Source organism: Aquamicrobium terrae, from assembly GCF_040545735.1.
GTDB lineage: Bacteria > Pseudomonadota > Alphaproteobacteria > Rhizobiales > Rhizobiaceae > Mesorhizobium > Mesorhizobium terrae_A.
Map to the genome: position 1 here is coordinate 131424 of NZ_JBEPML010000001.1, position 23333 is coordinate 154756.

General features: G+C 66.0%; 19 protein-coding genes. 16 read left to right on the forward strand and 3 right to left on the reverse strand.

What is annotated here, in order from left to right; all coding sequences use genetic code 11:
* Positions 1-23 precede the first annotated feature (23 nt).
* The 16 genes from mraY (at position 24) to ABID37_RS00655 (ending at position 19779) form a co-directional block, all read left to right on the forward strand.
* Positions 24-1106 (forward strand): phospho-N-acetylmuramoyl-pentapeptide-transferase, encoded by a 1083-nt coding sequence (gene mraY, locus ABID37_RS00580; RefSeq protein WP_354192004.1) that lies wholly within the window; start codon positions 24-26, stop codon positions 1104-1106.
* A gap of 7 nt (positions 1107-1113) precedes the next feature.
* Positions 1114-2514 carry a UDP-N-acetylmuramoyl-L-alanine--D-glutamate ligase gene (gene murD / locus ABID37_RS00585; protein ID WP_354192005.1) on the forward strand — a complete coding sequence of 467 codons (1401 nt, stop codon included), beginning with the start codon at positions 1114-1116 and terminating at the stop codon, positions 2512-2514.
* Positions 2514-3665, forward strand: coding sequence for a putative lipid II flippase FtsW (gene ftsW, locus ABID37_RS00590; protein ID WP_354192006.1), 1152 nt, complete (start codon positions 2514-2516; stop codon positions 3663-3665). The genes murD and ftsW overlap by 1 nt, the downstream gene beginning before the upstream one ends.
* Positions 3666-4793 (forward strand): undecaprenyldiphospho-muramoylpentapeptide beta-N-acetylglucosaminyltransferase, encoded by a 1128-nt coding sequence (gene murG / locus ABID37_RS00595; RefSeq protein WP_354192008.1) that lies wholly within the window; start codon positions 3666-3668, stop codon positions 4791-4793.
* A complete protein-coding gene (gene murC, locus ABID37_RS00600; protein WP_354192010.1) occupies positions 4790-6196 on the forward strand; it encodes a UDP-N-acetylmuramate--L-alanine ligase in 1407 nt (468 codons plus the stop codon). The genes murG and murC overlap by 4 nt, the downstream gene beginning before the upstream one ends.
* Entirely contained in the window at positions 6193-7158 is a 966-nt protein-coding gene (murB, locus tag ABID37_RS00605; protein WP_354192011.1) for a UDP-N-acetylmuramate dehydrogenase, read from the forward strand. Before murC ends, murB begins: the two co-directional genes overlap by 4 nt.
* 220 nt (positions 7159-7378) lie before the next feature.
* A complete protein-coding gene (locus tag ABID37_RS00610) occupies positions 7379-8305 on the forward strand; it encodes a D-alanine--D-alanine ligase (protein WP_354192013.1) in 927 nt (308 codons plus the stop codon).
* Positions 8293-9204 carry a cell division protein FtsQ/DivIB gene (locus ABID37_RS00615; protein ID WP_435521514.1) on the forward strand — a complete coding sequence of 304 codons (912 nt, stop codon included), beginning with the start codon at positions 8293-8295 and terminating at the stop codon, positions 9202-9204. Before ABID37_RS00610 ends, ABID37_RS00615 begins: the two co-directional genes overlap by 13 nt.
* Positions 9201-10508: a cell division protein FtsA gene (gene ftsA, locus ABID37_RS00620; RefSeq protein ID WP_354192015.1), complete on the forward strand. Its 1308-nt coding sequence runs from the start codon at positions 9201-9203 to the stop codon at positions 10506-10508. The genes ABID37_RS00615 and ftsA overlap by 4 nt, the downstream gene beginning before the upstream one ends.
* Positions 10509-10575: 67 nt before the next feature.
* Positions 10576-12273 carry a cell division protein FtsZ gene (ftsZ, locus tag ABID37_RS00625; RefSeq protein WP_354192016.1) on the forward strand — a complete coding sequence of 566 codons (1698 nt, stop codon included), beginning with the start codon at positions 10576-10578 and terminating at the stop codon, positions 12271-12273.
* A gap of 275 nt (positions 12274-12548) precedes the next feature.
* Positions 12549-13511, forward strand: a complete 963-nt coding sequence (gene lpxC, locus ABID37_RS00630) for a UDP-3-O-acyl-N-acetylglucosamine deacetylase (protein ID WP_354192018.1) — start codon at positions 12549-12551, stop codon at positions 13509-13511.
* 167 nt (positions 13512-13678) lie between these two features.
* Positions 13679-14557: an outer membrane protein assembly factor BamD gene (locus ABID37_RS00635; protein ID WP_354192019.1), complete on the forward strand. Its 879-nt coding sequence runs from the start codon at positions 13679-13681 to the stop codon at positions 14555-14557.
* Positions 14558-14565: 8 nt separating this feature from the next.
* The gene (recN, locus tag ABID37_RS00640) at positions 14566-16242 is read left to right on the forward strand and encodes a DNA repair protein RecN (protein WP_354192436.1); all 1677 of its coding nucleotides are present in this window, start codon (positions 14566-14568) and stop codon (positions 16240-16242) included.
* A 153-nt stretch (positions 16243-16395) separates the two neighbouring features.
* A complete protein-coding gene (ligA, locus tag ABID37_RS00645; protein WP_354192021.1) occupies positions 16396-18543 on the forward strand; it encodes an NAD-dependent DNA ligase LigA in 2148 nt (715 codons plus the stop codon).
* A gap of 208 nt (positions 18544-18751) precedes the next feature.
* A complete protein-coding gene (locus ABID37_RS00650) occupies positions 18752-19486 on the forward strand; it encodes an AzlC family ABC transporter permease (RefSeq protein WP_354192022.1) in 735 nt (244 codons plus the stop codon).
* Positions 19483-19779 carry an AzlD family protein gene (locus tag ABID37_RS00655; RefSeq protein ID WP_354192023.1) on the forward strand — a complete coding sequence of 99 codons (297 nt, stop codon included), beginning with the start codon at positions 19483-19485 and terminating at the stop codon, positions 19777-19779. The genes ABID37_RS00650 and ABID37_RS00655 overlap by 4 nt, the downstream gene beginning before the upstream one ends.
* A 3-nt stretch (positions 19780-19782) precedes the next feature.
* Here ABID37_RS00655 and ABID37_RS00660 read toward each other — a convergent pair whose 3' ends face one another.
* The 3 genes from ABID37_RS00660 to ABID37_RS00670 form a co-directional block, all read right to left on the reverse strand.
* Positions 19783-21621: an aminopeptidase P family protein gene (locus ABID37_RS00660; RefSeq protein ID WP_354192024.1), complete on the reverse strand. Its 1839-nt coding sequence runs from the start codon at positions 21619-21621 to the stop codon at positions 19783-19785.
* Between the two features lie 98 nt (positions 21622-21719).
* Positions 21720-22598 carry a 50S ribosomal protein L11 methyltransferase gene (locus ABID37_RS00665; protein ID WP_354192025.1) on the reverse strand — a complete coding sequence of 293 codons (879 nt, stop codon included), beginning with the start codon at positions 22596-22598 and terminating at the stop codon, positions 21720-21722.
* A 20-nt stretch (positions 22599-22618) separates the two neighbouring features.
* Positions 22619-23194: an SCO family protein gene (locus ABID37_RS00670; RefSeq protein WP_354192026.1), complete on the reverse strand. Its 576-nt coding sequence runs from the start codon at positions 23192-23194 to the stop codon at positions 22619-22621.
* Positions 23195-23333: the final 139 nt, after the last annotated feature.

Here is a 23333-nt window from a genome sequence, read left to right on the forward strand (position 1 = left end):
TCGGCCCAGGGGACGAAAAACGCATGCTGACGCTGCTCGTGGAATTCGCGGACCGGATCACGGTCTTCAACGTGTTCCGGTACATCACCTTCCGCACGGGCGGCGCGCTGATCACGGCGGCGCTGATCGTCTTCATCTTCGGCCCGGCCATCATCGATTCGCTGCGCCTGCGGCAGGGCAAGGGCCAGCCGATCCGCGCGGACGGCCCGCAGACCCACTTCAAGAAGGCCGGCACGCCGACCATGGGCGGGCTGATGATCATGACCGGCATCATCATCTCGTCGCTGCTGTGGGCCAATCTTTCCAGCGTCTACGTCTGGGTCGTGCTTCTGGTGACGCTTGGCTTCGGCGCCATCGGCTTCTACGACGATTATCTGAAGGTGACCAAGCAGTCGCATCTCGGCTTTTCCGGCAAGGCGCGGCTGGCCTTCGAGTTCCTGATCGCCGGCATCGCCGCCTGGGTCATCATGCATAACGGGCAGGAGCCGTTCTCCTCCTCGCTGACCTTCCCCTTCGCCAAGGAATTCATCATCAATCTCGGCTGGTTCTTCATCCCCTTCGCCGCCTTCGTGGTGGTGGGGGCGGGCAACGCCGTCAACATCACCGACGGGCTCGACGGGCTTGCCATCGTGCCAATCATGATCGCGGCCGCGTCCTTCGGCGTCATCGCCTATCTGTCTGGCAACGCCATCTTCGCCGACTACCTGCAAATCCACTTCGTGCCCGGCACGGGTGAACTGGCCGTCATCCTCGGCGCGGTGATCGGGGCGGGGCTCGGCTTCCTGTGGTTCAACGCGCCGCCGGCCGCCATCTTCATGGGCGACACCGGCTCGCTGGCGCTGGGCGGGCTGATCGGCACCATCGCGGTGGCCACCAAGCACGAGATCGTGCTGGCCATCATCGGCGGCCTGTTCGTGGTCGAAATCCTGTCGGTCATCATCCAGGTCGGCTATTTCAAGATGACCGGCAAGCGGGTCTTCCTGATGGCGCCGATCCATCACCATTTCGAGAAGCTCGGCTGGACCGAGAGCCAGGTGGTGATCCGCTTCTGGATCATCGCCGTCATCCTCGCCCTGATCGGGCTTTCCACCCTGAAGCTGCGGTAGGCGCCAGATGATCCCGGCCAGTTCCTTCGCAGGCAGGCAGGTGGTGCTCTTCGGGCTCGGCGGCTCGGGGCTGGCGACGGCGCATGCGCTGGTCGAAGGCGGTGCCGAGGTGCTGGCGTGGGACGACAATCCGCAAAGCGTGGAGAAGGCGGGTGCCGAGGGCATCGCCACCGGCGATTTGCGCGAGGCCGACTGGTCGCGCTTCGCCGCCTTCGTGCTGTCCCCCGGCGTGCCGCTGACCCATCCCAAGCCGCACTGGACGGTGGAACTGGCGCGGGCCGCCGGCGTCGAGGTGATCGGCGATGTCGAACTGTTCGTGCGCGAGCGCAATGCCCGCGCGCCCGGCGCCCCCTTCATCGCCATCACCGGCACCAACGGCAAGTCCACGACCACGGCGCTGATCGCGCATATCCTGCAAGCGACCGGCCGCGACACCCAGATGGGCGGCAATATCGGCCGCGCGGTGATGACGCTCGATCCGCCCGCGCCGCAGCGCCACTATGTGGTGGAATGCTCGTCCTACCAGATCGACCTCGCCCCCTCGATCAACCCGACGGCGGGCGTGCTGCTCAACCTGACGCCCGACCATCTCGACCGCCATGGCACCATGCAGCACTATGCCGAAATCAAGGAGCGGCTGGTGGCGGGCTCCGACACGGCCATCATCGGGGTGGACGACAGCTGGTGCGCGCAGATCGCCGAGCGGCTGGAGCGCGCCGGCCGCAAGGTGGTGCGCATCTCCAAGCGCCTGCCACTCAAGGACGGCTATTTCGCCGAAGGAACCGATCTGCTCGAGGCGGTGGACGGCCGCCACACCCGCGTCGCCTCGCTGGACGGCATCGGCTCGCTGCGTGGCCAGCACAATGCCCAGAACGCGCTGGCCGCGCTTGCCGCCTGCCGCAGCGTGGGGCTGACGGTGGAGGAGATACAGGCCGGGCTCGAGAGCTTCCCCGGACTGGCGCACCGCATGGAGCAGGTGGGCCGCAAGGGGCATGTGCTGTTCGTCAACGATTCCAAGGCGACCAATGCCGATGCGGCCGCACCGGCCCTGTCGAGCTTCGAACGCATCTACTGGATCGCCGGGGGGCTGCCCAAGGAAGGCGGCATCGAGCCGCTGCGCGGGCTCTTCCCCCACATCGCCAAGGCCTATCTGATCGGCGAGGCGGCGCCCGCCTTTTCGGTGACGCTGGGCGAGGCGGTGCCTTACGAGATTTCCGGCACGCTGGCGGCCGCCGTGGAACATGCCGCCGCAGATGCCGGGCGCGAGGGCGGCAGCGAAGGCGTGGTGCTTCTGTCGCCGGCCTGTGCCAGCTTCGACCAGTTCAGGAATTTCGAGGTGCGCGGCGAAGCCTTCAGGCAAGCCGTCCATGCCATTGATGGGATCGAACCCATCGGAGGGACACGATAATGCAGAGCCGTCTCGACACCAGCCCCGTTTCCAATTGGTGGTGGACCATCGACCGATGGTTCCTGGCAGCGTTCCTGTCGCTGCTGGGCCTCGGCATCGTGCTGTCCTTCGCCGCGAGCCCGGCCGTGGCCGAGCGTATCGGGCTCGATTCCTTCCACTTCGCCACGAGGCAGATCATCTTCACCATTCCCGCGCTGTGCGTGATGCTGGCCGTGTCGTTCCTCAACACGCGCCAGATCAGGCGCCTGGCGCTCGGCATGCTGTGCGTGATGCTGGTGATGATGGTGGCCGTGCTCTATGTCGGCGTCGAGGTGAAGGGCGCGCGGCGGTGGCTGTCGCTGGCCGGGTTGTCGATCCAGCCTTCGGAATTCCTCAAGCCGGCCTTCGTCGTCATCTGCGCCTGGCTGTTCGCCGAGCACAAGCGGCAGCCCGAAATCCCGGGAAACCTCTTCGCCATGATCCTGCTCGGCCTCGTTCTTGCGCTGCTGCTGGCGCAGCCGGACATGGGTCAGACCCTTCTGGTGGTCGGCACCTGGGGCGTGATGTTCTTCATGGCCGGGCTGTCGTGGATATGGATCGTCGCGCTTGGCGGGCTGGGCGTCGTCGGGCTGTTCGCCGCCTATGAGATATTCCCACACGTTGCCGGCCGCATCGACCGCTTCCTGACCGGCGAGGGCGACACCTTCCAGGTCGACATGGGCCATGAGGCGCTGGTCAATGGCGGCTGGTTCGGCCTCGGGCCGGGCGAGGGCAGCATCAAGCGCCTGATCCCCGACAGCCATGCCGACTTCGTCTTCGCCGTGGCCGGCGAGGAGTTCGGCCTGATCACCTGCATGGTCATCATGCTGATCTTTGCCTTCATCGTGCTGCGCGGCCTGTCCGTCTCGCTGAAGGAGCATGACGACTTCACCCGCTATGCCATCGGCGGGCTGGTCACCATCTTCGGCTTCCAGTCGGTCATCAACATGTGCGTGAACCTGCAACTGATGCCGGCCAAGGGCATGACGCTGCCGTTCATTTCCTATGGCGGCTCCTCGCAGATCGCCATCGCCATCTCCATGGGCATGGTGCTGGCGCTGACCCGCCGCAAGCCGCAGAAGCGCAAGCCGCTCGCCTACGGTTTTTCCAGTTCCATCCTTCCGGCGGAATAAATGGCGAAGGGCACCATTCTGTTGGCCGCCGGCGGTACCGGCGGCCATCTGTTTCCGGCCGAGGCGCTGGCGCATGAGCTGAAGGCGCGCGGCTGGAGCGTGCATCTGGCCACCGACGACCGGGCCGAGCGCTTTGCCGGGCAGTTTCCGGCCGATGCCATCCACCCGATCCCGTCCGCCACCATCGGCTCGAAGAACCCGCTGGCACTGGCGAGGACGTTCTGGAAACTGTGGAAGGGTGTGCGGCAGGCCTCGACGGTCATCGCGAGGATCAGGCCGGCGGCTGTCGTCGGCTTCGGCGGCTATCCGACCCTGCCGCCGCTCTATGCCGCGACGCGGCGTGGCCGCCCGACGCTGGTCCATGAGCAGAACGCGGTGATGGGCCGCGCCAACCGGGCGCTGGCGGCCCGGGTGACGGCGATCGCCGGCGGCTTCCTGCCGGAGGATGCGAGTGCCGCCGGGCGCAAGACGGTCACCACCGGCAATCCGGTGCGGCCGGCGGTGATCGAAGCCGCCGCGCAGCCTTATCAGGTTTCGCAGGAAGGCGAGCCCTTCCGGCTTCTGGTGTTCGGCGGCAGCCAGGGCGCGCAGTTCTTTTCCGATGCCATGCCTGCGGCCGTGAGGCAGCTTCCCGACGCCTTGCGCAACCGGCTCGTCGTGACCCAGCAGGCGCGCAAGGAGGATGTGGACCGGGTGGCGGCCGCCTATGCGGAACTCGGGCTTCCCGCCGAAATATCGCCCTTCTTCACCGACATGGCCGAGCGCATGGTCAATGCCCAACTCGTCATTTCGCGCTCGGGCGCTTCGACCGTCTCCGAAATCGCGGTGATCGGCCGGCCGGCGCTGCTGGTTCCCTATCCGCATGCGCTGGACCACGATCAGGCCGCCAACGCCGCGGCGCTTGCCGCGGCCGGCGGGGCGGAGGTTCACGTTCAATCGTCGCTCGACGCGGCGAAGCTGGCGGGGCTGATCGGTGCGCTGATGGCCGCGCCCGAACGGTTGCGGACGATGGCCGGGGCGGCGCGCTCGGTCGGCCGCCCCAATGCCGCCGGCTTGCTCGCCGATCTGACAGAGGCTATTGCGTCGGGCCAATCGCTCGACCAGTTCAGGAAGGAACACAACGCATGAAGATGCCGCAGACGATAGGCCTCGTGCACTTCATCGGCATAGGCGGCATCGGCATGAGCGGCATTGCCGAGGCGCTGCACAATCTCGGCTACAAGGTGCAGGGTTCCGACCAGAACGACAGCGCCAATGTGCAGCGGCTGCGTGACAAGGGCATCGAATGCTTCGTCGGCCACCGGGCCGAAAACATCGGCGATTCCGAGGTGGTCGTGGTGTCGACCGCCATCCGCGGCAACAATCCCGAACTGGTGGCGGCGCGCGAGAAGCTGCTGCCGGTGGTGCGCCGGGCCGAGATGCTGGCCGAGCTGATGCGCTTCCGCAACGCCATCGCCATCGGCGGCACCCATGGCAAGACCACCACCACCTCGATGGTGGCGACGCTGCTGGAAGCGGGCGGGCTCGACCCGACCGTCATCAATGGCGGCATCATCAACGCCTATGGCACCAATGCGCGCATGGGCGACGGCGAATGGATGGTGGTCGAGGCGGACGAGAGCGACGGCACGTTCCTGAAGCTGCCCGCCGATATCGCCGTGGTCACCAATATCGACCCCGAGCATCTCGACCACTACGGCTCCTTCGACAAGGTGCGCGAGGCGTTCCGCCAATTCGTGGAGAACGTGCCGTTCTATGGCTTCGGCGTCATGTGCATCGACCATCCCGAGGTGCAAGCGCTGGTCAGCCGAATCGGCGACCGCCGCGTCATCACCTATGGCGAGAACGCGCAGGCCGACGTGCGCTTCGCCAACCATCGCATGGACGGCGCCGTCTCGGTGTTCGACGTGGTCATCCGCAACCGCAAGACCGGCGCGGAGAAATCGATCGCCGACCTGCGCCTGCCGATGCCGGGCCGCCACAACGTCTCCAACGCCACGGCGGCGATTGCCGTCGCCAGCGAGCTTGGCCTGACCGACGAGGCGATCCGCAAGGGCCTGTCCTCCTTCGGCGGCGTGAAGCGGCGCTTCACCCACACCGGTTCGTGGAACGGCGTCGAGATCTTCGACGACTACGGACACCATCCGGTCGAGATCAAGGCGGTGCTGAAGGCGGCGCGCGACGCCACCAAGGGCCGCGTCATCGCCGTTGCCCAACCGCATCGCTTCACCCGGCTTCGCGACCTGTTCGACGACTTCGCCGTCTGCTTCAACGATGCCGACACGGTGATGGTGGCTCCGGTCTATGCGGCGGGCGAGGACCCCATCGACGGTATTTCCAGCGATACGCTGGTGGCGCGCATGCGTGCCGGCGGTCACCGCGATGCCCGCCATATCGCGGATGCGGCAGCCGTCGCGCCGCTGGTGCGCGAACTGGCGCAGCCGGGCGACTTCGTCGTGTTCCTGGGGGCCGGCAACATCACCCAATGGGCCTATGCCCTGCCGAAGGAACTGAACGGAGCGGTGAATTGACCCGGGGCCAGGCATTGCTCGACAGTCTGGGCGACAGGCTTTCCGGCCTGCGCGGCCGTGTCACGCCCGATGCGGAAATGGACAAGATCACCTGGTTCCGTGCCGGCGGCCTTGCCGCCGCGCTGTTCCAGCCGGCGGATGAGGACGACCTTTCGGCATTCCTCAAGGCGGTGCCGGAAGAAGTGCCGGTGATGGTCGTGGGCATCGGCTCCAACCTTCTGGTGCGCGACGGCGGCATTCCGGGCTTCGTGGTGCGGCTCTCGGCCAAGGGTTTCGGGGCGGTCGAGGCGATTTCGGAAACCCGGCTTCGCGCCGGAACGGCCGTGCCGGACAAGCGCGTGGCCGCCGCGGCGCTGGAAGCAGGCATCGGCGGCTTCCATTTCTATCACGGCATTCCCGGAGCCATCGGCGGGGCGCTGCGCATGAATGCCGGCGCCAATGGCGTGGAGACGCGCGAGCGGGTGGTCGAGGTGAGGGCGCTCGACCGCAAGGGCGAACTGCATGTCCTCACCAATGCCGATATGGGCTATGCTTATCGCCATTGCTCGGCACCGAAAGACCTGATCTTCACGTCCGTTGTCATGGAAGGCTATGCCGAGGACAAGGATGTGATCCGCGCGGCGATGGACGAGGTCCAGCACCATCGCGAGACGGTGCAGCCGATCAAGGAGAAGACCGGCGGCTCGACCTTCAAGAATCCCGAAGGCACGTCCGCCTGGAAGGAGATCGACAAGGCCGGCTGCCGTGGACTGATGATCGGCGGGGCGCAGATGTCGCCCATGCATTGCAACTTCATGATCAACACCGGCTCGGCCACCGGCTATGACCTCGAAACGCTGGGCGAGACGGTGCGCGCACGCGTGCTGGAGAATTCCGGCATCCGCCTGCATTGGGAGATCAGGCGCATCGGCGAATTCCGTCCCGGCCAGACGGTCCAGGAGTTCCTCGGACAGTTGCTTTGAGGACTCACGAAGCGCAAATTTTCATTCAAATTTGCAGAAAGTGAATCTCTCGGAATCCTAAGGGCTTGTCACGGAATCAACTCTCTGATTCTTTGGGTTCAAGCGTTTCCTGATTGAGTCGTTCGGCGCGTAGGTCGCGGTCCCCGACGGGGCTGTGGCCATGGACTCAGACTCTGACTCGGGAAACTAGGATGAGTGCCCGCCAAGGGGATGACGGGATATGACCAAGAAGCACGTTGCTGTCCTGATGGGAGGGTTCTCGTCCGAAAGGCCGGTCTCCCTTTCCTCGGGCAATGCGTGCGCCGACACTCTCGAGGCCGAGGGTTTCAGGGTCACCCGCGTCGATGTGGATCGCAATGTCGGCGCCGTGCTTGCCGAGTTGAAGCCCGATGTGGCCTTCAATGCGCTGCACGGCCCGTTCGGCGAGGATGGCACCATCCAGGGCATCCTTGAATATCTGGCCATCCCCTATACGCATTCGGGCGTGCTTTCTTCGGCGCTTGCCATGAACAAGGAGCAGGCCAAGAAGGTTGCGCGCGCGGCCGGCATTCCCGTGGCGGACTCGAAGATCGTCAACCGCTTTGCCGTCGAGGGCGAGCATCCGATGGCGCCGCCCTATGTGGTCAAGCCGATCGCCGAGGGGTCCAGCTTCGGCGTGGTCATCGTGAAGGAAGACCAGTCGCATCCGCCGCAGATCATCTCGTCGCCGGACTGGAGCTACGGCGAGCAGGTGATGGTGGAGCGCTACGTCCACGGGCGTGAGCTGACCTGCGCGGTGATGGGCGATGTGGCGCTTGGCGTGTGCGAGATCGTTCCGACCGGGCACGCCTTCTACGATTACGATTCGAAATATGTTCCGGGTGGCTCAAAACACGAAACCCCCGCGAAAGTTTCACCGAATATTTACCAAAAAATACAGACACTGGCGCTTAAGGCTCATCAAGCGATCGGCTGCCGGGGCGTGTCCCGGTCTGACTTCCGCTACGACGACCGCCATTCCGAAAATGGCGAGGTCGTGTGGCTGGAGGTCAATACCCAGCCGGGCATGACGCCGACGTCCCTGGTGCCTGAGATCGCCGCGCATGCAGGACATTCCTTCGGCGATCTGTTGAGTTGGATGGTGGAGGACGCTTCGTGTCTTCGTTGAGGTCGGGCCGAATGGGTGAAGGAGGGCTGGCAGGGCTGCTGCCTGCCATGCATCCCGTCATGCCGCGCTGGCTGCGCCGTCCCCTGCGCATGGTTTCCCGGCTGGGCGAGGGCGCCTATCGGGCGCCGCCCTTCGCTGCGACGATCCTGTCGGCTGCGCTCCTGTCTTCAAGCGCCACTTACGGCGCCTATCTCGGCGGCCAGCTCGAAGGCTTCGTGCAGGGCGTGACGGCGCGGACAGGCTTCGCCGTCGACCAGATCAAGGTGGTCGGCAACCAATACACGTCCGAGATCGATATTCTCGACAGGCTGGAGCTGAATGGATGGACTGCGCTGGTCGGCCTTGATGTGGGCGATGCGCGCGACCGGATCGCGTCGCTGCCCTGGGTCGAGCATGCGACGGTTCGCAAGATCTATCCCGACACGCTGGAAGTGCGCGTCGATGAGCGCGAGCCCTTTGCCATCTGGCAGCAGGGGCGGGTGCTGAGCGTCATCGAGAAATCGGGCCGGATCATTGCGCCGTACACTGGCGGCCGGCTGGCTTCCTTGCCGCTGATCGTGGGCAGTGGCGCGCCCGAAAACGCGCCCGTGCTGCTGGCCCGCATCGCGCAGGTTCCGGAACTGGCCGGGCGGGTCAAGGGCTATGTGCGCGTCGGCGACCGCCGCTGGGACCTGCATCTCGACAATGGCGTGACGGTCAAGCTTCCAGAGCATGGCATTGATGCCGCCCTCGAGCGGCTGGCCAGCATGGACCGCGAGCAGGATTTGCTGGGGCGCGACATCGTCGCGGTTGATCTGCGCATTCCGGACCGGGTGGCGGTGGCGTTGTCGCCGGATGCTTCCGAGGCACGAATGGCGGCGCTCAAGAAAGCAGCGCGCAAACCGGGGAGCCGCATATGAACTGGCTGCGTAGAAACGGCGACGCATCGGCCAGGCGCTCCGGCATCCTCACCGTGCTCGATGTCGGGTCGAGCAAGGTATGCTGCGTGGTTGCCAGGCTGAAGCCCTGCGAGGACGGCAATCTGCTGCGCGGGCGTACCCACCGCATCCAGGTGATCGGCATCGGCCACCAGAAGTCGCAGGGCATGAAGTCCGGCGTGGTCATCGACCTGGAGCGCGCCGAGCACGCGATCCGGCTGGCCGTGGACTCGGCCGAGCGCATGGCCGGGCTGACCGTCGATTCCCTGATCGTCAACATGACGGCGGGCCGCCTGAAGAGCGAGACCTTCTCCGCCACCGTCAACCTCGGCGGTCACGAGGTGGACGAAAGCGACATCAAGCGCGTCCTGGCGGCCGGCGCGCGGCAGGCGCTGAAGTCGGAGCGCGAGGTGATCCATTCGCTGCCCGTGGGCTTCTCGCTGGACGCCGAACGCGGGGTACGAGACCCGCGCGGCATGGTGGGCGACACGCTGGGCGTCGACATGCATGTGCTGACCGGCGATGCCGCGCCGCTGCGCAACATCGAACTGGCCATCAACCGTTCGCATCTGTCGGTCGAGCGCATGGTGGCCACCCCTTACGCCAGCGGTCTTGCGGCGCTGGTCGACGACGAGCTGGAGATGGGCGCGGCCTGCATCGACATGGGTGGCGGCACGACGACCATATCCATCTTCTCCGAAGGCAATTTCGTGCATGGCGACGCGATTCCGGTCGGCGGCAACCATGTGACGCTGGACCTCGCCAAGGGCCTGTCCACCACCATCGAGGCGGCGGAGAGGCTGAAGGTCATGCACGGTTCGGCGCTGCCCGGCAGCGCCGACGACCGCGACTTGGTCACCATCCATCCGATCGGCGACGACCATGGCGCGCCGATGCAGATTCCGCGTGCGGTGATGACGCGCATCATCCGCGCCCGCGTCGAGGAAACGCTGGAAATGCTGCGCGACCGGATCGGCAAATCAGGTTATGGCAGCGCGATCGGCAAGCGAATCGTGCTGACGGGCGGCGCCAGCCAGCTCGCCGGCCTTCCGGAAGCGGCGCGCCGCATTTTCGGACGTAACGTGCGCGCCGGGCGGCCGCTCGGCGTCGCAGGGCTGCCCGAGGCAGCCAAGGGGCCCGCGTTCTCGACGGTGGTCGGGCTCCTGATCTATCCGCAAGTGGCGAATTTCGAGAGTCGCCCTGCAAAAGGGGGTTCCGGGTTCAGGATGACCGGAACGGACGGGCGACTGTATCGCGTAAGTCAGTGGTTGAGAGACAGTTTCTAGAGTTAACGGGGACAGCCCCCAGGCGGCCGCTTTGGCGAAGCGGCGGGAAAGGCAAAGGACGAGGACAATGGCAATCAATCTGCAAAAGCCGGACATCACCGAGCTGAAGCCGCGCATCACCGTTTTCGGTGTCGGCGGCAGCGGCGGCAATGCCGTCAACAACATGATCACCGCCGGTCTGCGCGGCGTCGAGTTCGTGGTGGCGAACACCGACGCCCAGGCGCTGACCATGTCGAAGTCCGAGCGGCTCATCCAGCTCGGCGCGCACGTGACCGAGGGTCTGGGCGCCGGCTCGCAGCCTGAAGTCGGCCGCGCCGCCGCCGAGGAGTGCATCGACGAGATCAACGATCACCTGTCCAACACCCACATGTGCTTCGTCACCGCCGGCATGGGCGGCGGCACCGGCACGGGTGCTGCTCCGGTCGTCGCCCGCGCCGCCCGCGAGAAGGGCATCCTGACCGTCGGCGTCGTCACCAAGCCGTTCCACTTCGAGGGCCAGCGCCGCATGAAGACGGCGGACCTCGGCATCGAGGAACTGCAGAAGTGCGTCGATACGCTGATCGTCATTCCGAACCAGAACCTGTTCCGCCTGGCCAACGACAAGACGACCTTTGCCGACGCCTTCGCCATGGCCGATCAGGTGCTCTATTCGGGCGTTGCCTGCATCACCGACCTGATGGTCAAGGAAGGCCTCATCAACCTCGACTTCGCCGACGTGCGTTCGGTGATGCGGGAGATGGGCAAGGCCATGATGGGCACCGGCGAGGCTTCCGGCGAGGGCCGCGCGATGGCCGCCGCCGAGGCCGCGATCGCCAACCCGCTGCTCGACGAGACCTCGATGAAGGGGGCCAAGGGCCTGCTGATCTCGATCACCGGCGGCCGGGACCTCACCCTGTTCGAGGTGGACGAGGCGGCGACCCGCATTCGCGAGGAAGTCGACCAGGACGCCAACATCATCCTGGGCGCCACCTTCGACGAGGAACTGGAAGGCGTCATCCGCGTGTCGGTCGTAGCGACCGGTATCGACAAGTCGGCCGAGGACATCGCGGCCGCTCCGATCGCCATCCGTCCGGCCCAGACCAAGCCGGCCGTGCGCCCGGCGGCTCCCGCCGCCGAAGCCCGTCCGGTCCAGCCGGCGCCGCAGCCGGCCCCGGTGCAGGAGCCGCGCGCTGCCGATCCGGTTGCCGAAGCCTTCCAGATGGCAGAGCAGAACGCCGCCGCCATGGCCCATCGTCCGGCTCCCGCCGCAGACGGCTTCCACCCGCAGAGCAAGCTGTTCCAGCAGCCGCAGCCGCATCAGCCCGCCCAGCAGTTCCAGCAGCCGGTGGTGATGCAGCAGGCCGCCGTGCAGATGCAGCCGGCTCCGCAGCCCGCGCCGCAGCAGCGTGAAATGCACCAGCCGGCCGCGCCCCAGCGCATGCCGCGCGTGGAGGATTTCCCGCCAGTGGTGCGCGCCGAGGTCGAGGCCAAGAACAATCCAGCCAGCCACGAAGAGCGGGGCCCCATGGGCCTGCTCAAGCGCCTCACTAATGGCCTGACGCGCCGCGAGGAGGAGCCTGCCCGTCTCCAGCCGGCCCAGCCGCGCGAGCCGAAGCTTCGCCAGGCCGGTCCGGAAGTGCGCCGCATGCCGGCCCATGACTCGCAGCTCTACGCGCCGCGCCGCGGCCAGCTCGACGATCAGGGCCGTCTCGTCGCCCAGCCGCGCGCGACTCACGAGGACGACCAGCTCGAGATCCCGGCCTTCCTGCGCCGCCAGGCCAACTGATCGCCGCAGAAGCGTCACAAATCCGAAAAGGGCAGCCGGGAAACCGGCTGCCCTTTCTCGTTGAAAGCTTTGGAAAACAAGGATTTACCAGGCATTTTCCGGTGACGCGCGCAATTACATCGGGTAAGAAAGCGTGATTTGGAGGAAGTTGGGCGCGTCACTATCTTCGCCGGCAGCATTCTTGAAGCGGCCTGCAGGTTGGGGGAGATGCCTTCTTGCCGTAGCTGTACAAGCCGGGCGACCGGCGCGCATGAAGCCGACGGGCAGTCGGGCATATGGGCGGGCATACGGGGATCGTTTTGAACGATTATCAGACGACGATAAAATCGCGCGTGACGCTGGCCGGAACCGGCGTGCACAGCGGCAAGCCTGTGTCGGTTACCTTCGTCCCGTCCGACGTGGACACCGGCATCGTCTTTCATTTCATCGGCGGCAAGGAGCCGGGCAAGGAATTGCGCGCCCTTGTCTCGGAGGTTGGCGCGACCGACCTTTCGACGCTGCTGGGCGACCCGGCCGGCGTGCATGTCTCGACCGTCGAACATCTGATGGCGGCCGTTCTGGGCGTCGGCATCGACAATCTCGTCATCGAGATCGAGGGCAACGAAATCCCGATCCTGGACGGAAGCGCGGCCATGTTCGTCGAGGCGATCGACCAGGCCGGCCTCGACGTCCAGCCGCTCAAGCGCCGTTTCATCCGGGTTCTCAAGGACGTGCGCATCGAGAGCGGGGCTTCCTGGGCGGAGTTCCGTCCGTATTCCGGCACGAGGTTCGAGATCGAGATCGATTTCGAGAGCCGGGCCATCGGGCGCCAGCAATTCGCCATGGACCTGACCGGCGATTCGTTCCGCAACGAGGTGGCGCGGGCGCGCACCTTCGGCTTCCTCAAGGATGTGGAACGGTTGTGGGCGGCAGGCTACGCGCTGGGCTCGTCGCTGGAGAATTCCGTCGTCATCGGCCATGACAACCGCGTCATCAACATGGGTGGCCTGCGCTACCCGGATGAATTCGTGCGCCACAAGACGCTCGACGCCATGGGCGATCTGGCGCTGGCCGGCGCGCGCTTCATCGGCTGCTTCCGCTCCTATCGCGGCGGCCACCGGCTCAATGCGGCGGCCCTGCGCCGGCTGCTTTCGGACCGCAGCGCCTTCGAGATCGTCGAGACGACGCGCCGCGATCGTGGCCGGTCCGCCGAAATCAGCGCCGTGAGCGGGCCGGTGTTCGCGCCCTGGGCGATTTGAGCGCTTGATCTGCAAGGGTTTACAGTTTTTGCGGGGATGGATGCGCAAAGTCCACGCCTGCCACAAAAATGTGCGATTGCCGGACGATAGCGTTGCCGCGCGTGGCGGTTATGGTTTATGGCTGCACGCTGACCGAGGAAACGGTGCCGAAAGGGCGAATCCCAATCATGTTGTTCAAACGGGCTGATCGATCGATGGCACCAGTGAAGAGCCCGATGAGGGGCGTTGTCCTGGCCGTTTCGGTCGTCGCGGCGCCGCTGCTGCTGACAGGCTGCATGTCCTCGGAGAAGGACCTCGACCTGTCGACCTATGTCGACCAGACCGAGCCGGCCGACGTGCTCTACAACCAGGGCCTCGCCAACCTCAATGCCGGCCGCCTCGGCGAAGCGTCGAAGAAGTTCGCCGCCGTGGACCGCCAGCACCCCTATTCGGAATATGCCCGCAAGGCCATGGTGATGGGCGCCTTCACCAATTATCGGCAGGGCAATTACGAAGACGCCATCAGCATGTCCCAGCGCTATCTGAACCTCTATCCGTCTTCGGAAGACGCCGACTACGCGGTTTATATCGCCGGCCTCAGCTATTTCCGCCAGATCCGCGACGTGACGCAGGACCAGAAGGAAGCCCGCCAGACCATCCAGGCCATGCAGGAGCTGGTGAACCGCTGGCCGGACTCGCAATATGCCGAGGATGCGCGGACCAAGATCCGGTTCGCCAACGACCAGCTCGCCGGCAAGGAGATGCAGGTCGGCCGCTACTATCTGGAGCGGCGCGAATACCTGGCATCGATCAAGCGCTTCCGCACCGTGGTCGAGCAGTATTCCAACACCCGCCACATCGAGGAGGCGCTGGCGCGCCTGGTCGAAGCCTATTACGCGATGGGCCTGACCGACGAGGCGCAGACGGCTGCCGCGGTGCTGGGCCACAACTATCCCGACAGCCAGTGGTACAAGGATTCCTACAAGCTGCTGCAGAGCGGCGGGCTGACGCCGCGTGAGAATGCCGGCTCGTGGATATCGAAGGCCGGGAAGCTGATTACCGGCTGACGGCTGCCATGCTCGCCAGACTGTCGATCCGCGATATCGTACTGATCGAGAAGCTGGACATAGACTTTGCTCCGGGTCTCTCCGTGCTGACCGGCGAAACCGGGGCGGGCAAGTCGATCCTGCTCGATTCACTATCCCTTGCGCTCGGCGCGCGCGGCGATGCCTCGCTGGTGCGCCACGGCGCGGTCCAGGGGCAGGTGACGGCCGTGTTCGACGTGCCGCGCGGCCATCCGGCCCGGGATATCCTTGCCGAGAACGCCATAGACGACGATGGCGACATCATCCTGCGCCGCATCCAGACGGCGGACGGGCGCACGCGCGTCTTCGTCAACGACCAGCCGGCGAGCGTGGCCCTGATGCGCGCCATCGGCCATGCGCTGGTGGAGATCCACGGCCAGCACGACGAGCGGGCGCTTGTCGACGCCAGCGCCCATCGTGAAGTTCTGGATGCCTTCGGCGGCCATTCCGGCGCGGTGCGCGAGACGGCGGAGGCATGGCGGGGCTGGCGCACCGCCGAGCAGGAACTTTCCCGCCACAAGGCGCGGGTGGAAGCGGCGGCGCGCGAGGCCGATTATCTCAGGGCCGCGGTGGCCGAACTCGTGCAGCTCGATCCGCAGCCGGGCGAGGAAAGCGAGCTTGCCGAACTGCGCGCCACCATGATGCGCGCCGAAAAGATCGCCTCCGAGATCAGCGACGCGCAGGACGTGCTGTCCGGCCCGTCCTCGCCCCTGCCGCAACTGGCGAGCCTGCTCAGGCGCCTGCAACGCAAGGCGGCGGAAGTGCCCGGCCTGCTCGACGAGGTGGTTACATCGCTGGACGAGGCGATGCTGTCGCTCGATGCAGCGCAATCCGGCGTCGAGGCGGCCCTGCGCGCCACCGAATACGACCCACAGCGGCTGGAGCAGGCCGAGGAGCGGCTGTTTGCGCTGCGCGCCGCCGGCCGCAAGCACAATGTGCAGGTCGACGACCTTGCCCGTTTGCGCGACACCATGGCGGCCGACCTGGCCGATCTCGATGCCGGCGAGGAGCGGCTCGGAGTGCTGGAGCAACAGGCGCGGCAGGCGCGCGACCTCTACGACCAGCTTGCCGGGCATCTTTCCGCGCTGCGCCTGTCCGCTGCCCGGGGCCTGCGCGATGCGGTGATGGCCGAACTGCCGGAACTGAAGCTGGAACGCGCCGAATTCATCGTGGAAATGTCGAGCGAGCCCGACAGCCGCATGGAGGAGGGCATCGATCAGGTCGAGTTCTGGGTGCGCACCAATCCCGGCACCCGTCCCGGCCCGATGATGAAGGTGGCTTCCGGCGGCGAGCTGTCGCGTTTCCTGCTGGCGCTGAAAGTGGCGCTGGCCGATCGCGGCTCGGCCCCGACGCTGGTTTTCGACGAAATTGACACGGGCGTCGGCGGCGCGGTGGCGGACGCCATCGGCCAGCGGCTTGCCCGGCTGGCGCGGCGCGTGCAGGTGCTGTCCGTCACCCATGCGCCGCAGGTGGCGGCGCGCGCCTCGATGCATTTCCTGATCTCGAAATCCGGTGGTGCGGATCGCGTGGCCACCGGCATCGTGGCCATGGACAGCGATGCCCGCCAGGAAGAGATCGCCCGCATGCTGGCCGGCGCCACCATCACCGACGAGGCGCGGGCGGCGGCCGAACGGCTGCTGCGGGAAAACACCGTTCCGGCTTCCTGATCCCAAAAGTCCGCGACTTGCGGGACCATGCTCTATCCACAACTGACAAGATGATTCAGGAGCCGGGCATAGGCACGTGTTTCCCAATGGCTTTGCGCGCGCTACATACTTCTCTCCAGTTCCGGCCCGTGTGCCGAGGTGAGAGATTTCATCATGTCCGAGAAACCCGTTGACGCCCTGACCCAGAGCGAGGCCGCCGCAGAACTGGAGCGGCTGGCAAAGGAAATCGCGGACCATGACCGGCGCTACTATGCAGAAGATGCGCCGACCGTCTCGGATGCCGACTATGATGCGCTGCGCATCCGCAATGCCGAGATCGAGGCGCGCTTTCCCGAACTGGTGCGCGAGGATTCGCCGTCGCTGAAGGTGGGTACCGCGCCGTCCGGCGCCTTCGGCAAGGTGGTCCATGCCGTGCCGATGCTGTCGCTGGACAACACCTTCTCCGACGGGGACGTGCGCGATTTCGTGGCTAGCGTGCGGCGCTTCCTGGCCCTGCCGGCGGACCGGTCGCTGGTGTTCACCGCCGAGCCGAAGATCGACGGGCTTTCCATGTCGCTGCGCTACGAGAACCGGCGGCTGGTGACGGCGGCGACGCGTGGCGACGGCACCACCGGTGAGAACGTGACGGCCAATATCCGCACCATCGGCGAGATACCCGAGACCCTGCCAAAGGACGCGCCGGACGTGGTGGAGGTGCGCGGCGAGGTCTATATGCGCCGCGACGACTTCTTCGAGCTGAACCAGCGCATGGCCGAAACCGGCCGCGTCTTCGCCAATCCGCGCAATTCGGCGGCCGGCAGCCTGCGCCAGCTCGACCCGGAAGTGACGCGCCAGCGCCCGTTGCGCTTCTTCGCCTATGCATGGGGGGACACGTCCGCGCGGCTGGGCGAGACGCAATATGAGGTGGTGAGGCGGTTCGGCGACTGGGGGTTCCGGGTCAACGACCTCATGGCGCGCTGCGACACGGTTGAGGCGATGCTGGAGCATTATCACCGCATCGAGGCGGAACGTGCCGAAATTCCCTATGACATAGACGGCGTCGTCTACAAGGTGGACCGACTCGACCTTCAGGAGCGGCTGGGTTTCCGCTCGCGCAGCCCGCGCTGGGCGACGGCGCACAAATTCGCCGCCGAGAAGGCGATGACGGTGCTGAACGGCATCGACATCCAGGTCGGCCGCACCGGTGCGATGACGCCGGTGGCGCGGCTGGAGCCGGTGACGGTGGGCGGCGTGGTCGTCACCAACGCCACGTTGCATAATGAGGATTACATCAAGGGCATCGGCAACAGCGGCCAGCCGATCCGCGAGGGGCGCGATATCCGCATCGGCGATACGGTGGTTATCCAGCGCGCCGGCGACGTCATTCCGCAAATCCTCGATGTGGTGCTGGAGAAGCGCCCCGAACATGCCGTGCCTTACGAGTTCCCGCATACCTGTCCTGCCTGCGGCAGCCATGCCGTGCGCGAGGAGGGCGAGGCGGTGCGCCGCTGCACCGGCGGGCTGATCTGCCCGGCGCAGGCGGTGGAGCGGCTGCGCCATTTCGTGTCGCGCAATGCCTTCGACATCGAGGGGCTCGGCGAAAAGCAGATCGAATTCTTCTTCCAGTCGGACGATCGGGCCCTTCAGGTGCGCTCGCCGGCCGATATTTTCACGCTGAAGGAGCGCCAGCGCGATTCGCTGACCAAGCTGGAGAATGTCGAAGGGTTCGGCGCTGTCTCGGTGAAGAAGCTGTTTGCGGCCATCGACGAGCGCCGTGAGGTCGAATTCTCGCGCTTTCTGTTCGCGCTCGGCATCCGCCATGTCGGCGAAACCAACGCCAAGCGCTTCGCCCGCCATTTCCTGTCGTTCGAGGCGTTCCGCAAGGTGGCCGAAGAAGCGGATATGCCCGAGGGCAAGGGCGATCCCGGCAATGCCGCATGGCAGGAGCTGAACAACATCAACGGCATCGGCTCCATCGTCGCCGGCGCGGTGGTGGAGTTCTTCGAGGAGGATCACAACCGGCAGGTGCTCGACGCGCTGCTGGCGCAGGTGACGCCGCTCGACGAGGAGCCGGTCGGTGCCACCGATTCGCCGGTGGCCGGCAAGACGGTGGTGTTCACCGGGGCGCTGGAGAAGATGTCGCGCGACGAGGCCAAGGCCATGGCCGAGAAGCTGGGCGCCAAGGTTTCCGGTTCCGTGTCGAAGAAGACCGATCTGGTGGTGGCCGGGCCGGGCGCCGGCTCGAAGCTCAAGCAGGCGACGGAACTCGGCATCGAGGTGATCGACGAGGACGCCTGGTTCGCACGCGTGGGCAAGGGTTAGAGCATTTGTGCAACGCCAGACGGAATCGCCTGGCGTTGCACAAATGCGGCTGGAAGAAACAAGTTGAAGCAGCGAGGCCGTTCAGAACACCTGCTGCTCCCGCATCTCGCCGGCGCATAGATCACTAGTTCTGATCGCTTGGTTCAATCGATTTCGTATGACAGGCCGCAGCGCAATGCCTACATACGGGCGCTTGAAAGGGATTTCCGTGAGCGCACAGGCCATCACCGCATCGCCGACGAGGAGTGAATTCCTGGACGGGGTGCGCGTCAGCGTGCCCGTTTTCGTGGCTTCCGCTCCCTTCGCCATGCTGTTCGGGGCGCTGGCGGTCGACAACGGCTTTTCTGTCTTCGAAGCCGTGCTGATGAGCGCCATGGTGTTCGGCGGCGCCAGCCAGCTCGTCGGCATCGAGCTGTTCGGCCATCATGCGGCCGGCTGGCTGATCGTGCTGTCGATCTTCGCCGTCAACTTCCGCCACGTGCTCTATTCGGCCGCCGTCGGCAGGTATCTGGCGCCATGGACGAAGCCGCAGCAGGGGGTCGCCTATTTCCTGCTGACCGATCCACAATATGCGCTCACCGAGACGCGGGCCCTTCGCCACCAGCCGAGCTTCGCCTGGTATATGGGACTGGCCCTGCCGATGTATGCGCTGTGGGTGGTCAATACGGGGATCGGCGCGTGGTTCGGCACGCTCATTCCGGATATGACGGCGCTCGGCATCGACTTCCTGCTGCCGATCTATTTCCTCGGGCTGGTCATGGATTTCCGCCAGCGGCCGCTGTGGTTGCCCATCGTGGCGATCAGCGCCGTGGCGTCGGTGGTGGCCTACAGGACGGTGGGCTCGCCCTGGCATGTCACCATCGGCGGGCTGGCCGGAGTGGCGCTGGCCGTCATCATGCCGCCGCGCTTCAGCGGGGTCGGCGTGGCGGAGGCCAAGGCGTGAGCAGCACCGTCTGGATCATAATCGCGGCTGCCGTCGCGACCTATTTCACGCGCATCGGCGGCTATCTGGTGCTGTCGCGCTTCGACCGTATCCATCCCCGCGTCGAAGCGGGCCTCAATGCCGTACCGGCGGCGGTGCTGACCACCCTGGTTGCCCCTGCCGTCATGCAGGGCGGGCCGGCCGAATGGGCGGCCATCATCGTAGCCGGCGTCGTGGCCCTGCGCGGCGGGCTGATGTCGATGTTCCTGGCGGGTGCCGCCGTGCTCGTCATAGCCCGGCATTTCATGACCTGACCCTTACGCTTCGGGCGTAAGTGGCGCGCAGGCCTTTTCCAGCCATTTCAGCACTTCGCCGTCGACCATCGGGCCGATTTCGGCAAGAACGCGCGCGTGGTAGGCGTCGAGCCAGTCCCGTTCTTCGGGCAAGAGCAACTCCGGCACGATCATGCGCCGGTCGAAAGGGGCCAGCGTCAGCGTCTCGAAGCCGTGCATGGCGATTTCGCCGCCGTCGATCGGCTCGGCAGGGGTGACGACGATGAGGTTCTCGACCCTGATGCCGTAGTGGCCTTCCTTGTAGTAGCCCGGCTCGTTGGAAAGGATCATGCCTTCGCGCAGCCGTTCCATGCCGGTCTTGGCGATGCGCTGGGGGCCCTCGTGCACGGCGAGATAGGAACCCACGCCGTGCCCGGTGCCGTGGGCATAGTCGAGCCCGTGCCGCCACAGGGCCACGCGGGCGAGGGCGTCGATGTCGCTGCCGCGCGTGCCAGCGGGGAAGCGCAGGATGGAGATGTCGATCAGGCCCTTGAGAACCAGCGTGTAGCGCTGGCGCATTTCCCCGCTCGGCTTGCCGATGGGGATGGTGCGGGTGATGTCGGTGGTGCCGTCCTGATACTGCGCGCCCGAATCGAGCAGGAACAGCTCGCCGTCGCCCAGCTTGCGGTTGGTGGCGCGCGAGACGCGATAATGGATGACGGCGCCATTCGGTCCCGATCCGGAAATGGTCTCGAAGGAGACGTCGCGCAGCGGCATCTGGGTTTCCTCGCCGGCGCGGCGGCGGAAATCCTCCAGGGCCTCGACCGCGCGGATCTCGTCGGTGCCGCCCGGCCGGTGCCGGTCGAGCCAGCACAGCATGGCGGCCACCGCGGCCCCGTCACGGCGATGCGCAGCGCGGCTGCCGTCAAGCTCGGCCTTGTTCTTGGCGGCGCGCGGGATGCGGGCGGGGTCGGGTGCGGAAACCACGGTGCCGCCATTGTCCTCGACCAGCATGCGCAGCTTTTCCGCCGCCAGGACAGGATCCAGCGCAATGCGCGCGCCTTTCCTGGCCAGCGCCGCCACTGCCGCCTCGAATTCATCCGGCTGATGCGGCTCGGCAAGCTGGGTGAGATAGGCCTCAACCTCGCGCGAGAACTTAGCCTTGTCCATGAACAGGAGGTGCGAGCCGTCGGCGGCGAGGATGGCGAAGCCGAGCGCCAGCGGCGTGTGCGGCACGTCGTTGCCGCGGATGTTGAAGGCCCAGGCGATGGAGGAGGGGTCGGTCAGCACCGCATGGGTGGCGCCCTCCGCCTCGATCGCCGCCGCCAGCCTGGCCAGCTTGTCCCTGGCCAGTTCGCCGGCAAAGGCGAGGGGATGGAGTTCCACCGGGGTGACGGGCGGGGCGGGCTGGTCTTCCCAGACGGCATCCACCGGGTTCCTGTCCAGCGGCACAAGGTCGACACCGGCCTTCTTTGCGGCTTTCTTCAGCGTGTCGGTCTCGCCTGTCGTGTGCAGCCATGGATCGAAGCCGAGGCGCGTGCCGGATTCGAGATTGTCGCCGATCCAGACCGACGGCGGGTTCTCGACAAGGTTGTCATAGGTGAAAATGGCGGGGTCGGTTTCCTGGCGCACCTGCAAGGTGTAGCGGCCATCGACGAAGATGACGGCACGGTCGGCCAATACCAGCGCCACGCCGGCCGAGCCGGAAAAGCCGGTCAGCCACTTCAGCCGGGCGGCGCGCGCCGGCACATATTCGCCCTGATGCTCGTCGGCGCGCGGCACGAAAAAGCCGTCGAGGCCGTTTGCGGCCAGCCACGCGCGCAGGGCAGCGATGCGCGGCGAGGCAAGCGAGGGATCGCTGGTCGAATCGAACGACTGGAACATGTCAGGATTTTCCCGGAATGAATCTCGCGGAAACCTAGCCTTCCGGCGCGGGCCTGACAATTGAATTACGGCCGGTGAATTGCGGCTGGAAGCCGGTTTCAGGCGGCCGGCTTGAAATGGATGGTGACCCAGCCTTCGCGGTGCAGCGTGGCGATGTGCGAGAAGCCCTGCGCGACATAGGCTTCCACCACGGCGTCGTGCTGGCGGTCCAGAATGCCGGACAGGACGAGCGACCCACGGGGCCTGACATGTGCGGCCATCTGCGGCGAGATCTCGATCAGCGGTCCCGCCAATATGTTGGCGACGATCAGCGCGAAGGGGCCGCGCTCGGCAAAGACGGGATGATCGAAGCCGGTGGCCGTGACGGCCTCGACATGGCCGGCGACGCCGTTCAACCGGACATTGCCGGCGGCGACTTCCGTGGCAACCGGGTCGATGTCGGTGGCCAGGACCGGGATGCCGGAAAGTTTCGCGAGCGCGATGGCGAGCACCGCGCTTCCCGTTCCGAGGTCGAGGGCGTTGGCCGGGTGCTCGGCCTCCACCACCTGCTCCAGCATTTCGAGGCAGCCGGCGGTGGTGCCGTGATGGCCGGTGCCGAAGGCCAGCCCCGCCTCGATCTCGATGGCGATGTCGCCGTCCCTGCGCTGGTCGCGGTCATGCGAGCCATGGACGAAGAAACGGCCGGCGCGTACCGGCTGCAATCCCTCCAGCGAGCGGGCAACCCAGTCGATGTCCGGCAGTTCTTCCCGCTCCACCGGGCGATCCGTGGACAGGGAGCGCAGCACCTCGCGCAACCGGCCTTCCGCCTCGTCGATATCGCCGTCGGCGTAGAGCGAGACTTCGTGGATATCGCGATCCTCGTCGACTTCCAGCACGGCAATCGGCCAGCCGTCGTCCTCGAAGGCCGCTTCAAGGCCCGCGAAGATGCGCTCGGCCTCTTCCTTCGAGGTGATGAAGTGGAGGCGCGTCTGGGTCATGGGGTGAGAGCCTGTTGGTGTCAGCTTCCCGCAGCCAGCCGCTTCAGCTTGGCCTTGGCGGCATCGGGGCTCTCGCCATAGGCGATGGTGCCGAAAAAGTCACCTTGCGAATTGAGCAGCAGCACGGAGGCCGTGTGGTCGAGCGTGTAGTCGCCGTCGTCGGTCGGCACCTTTTTCCAGAAGATGCCGAAGGACTTGGCCATGGCGAAGACCTTTTCGGGGTCGCCGGTGATGCCGGTGATACGGTCGGAGAAATTGCTGATGTAGGTGTCCATGATCTCCGGCGTGTCGCGCTCGGGGTCCACCGAAACGAAATAGGCGCGGATATTCTTGCCTTCGTCGCCAAGCTCGTTCAGCCAGCCCGCCAGTTCGTAGAGCGTGGTCGGGCACACTTCCGGACAATGGGTGAAGCCGAAGAACACGGCGCTCGGCTGTCCGCGCAGGGCCTGTTCGGTGATCGGCTCGCCTTTCTGGTCGGTGAGCGCGAAGGCGGCGCCGAAGGGTTCGCCGCCATAGTGCTGGCCGTACCAGTTGTAGGTGAGCCAGCCGATGCCGGCCGCGATGAGGACGAGAATGCCGACGAGGATCTTACGCATGGCAGGACATTCCGGTTTTCAGGCGGCATCGGCCGCAAGGATGAACAGATGCGCCAGTTCTAGTGGCCCGGCGGGGGCAGGCAAAGAGGTCCCTTTGCCGCAATGCGGGTGCTTCACATTATTGTGCTTGCAATGCGCG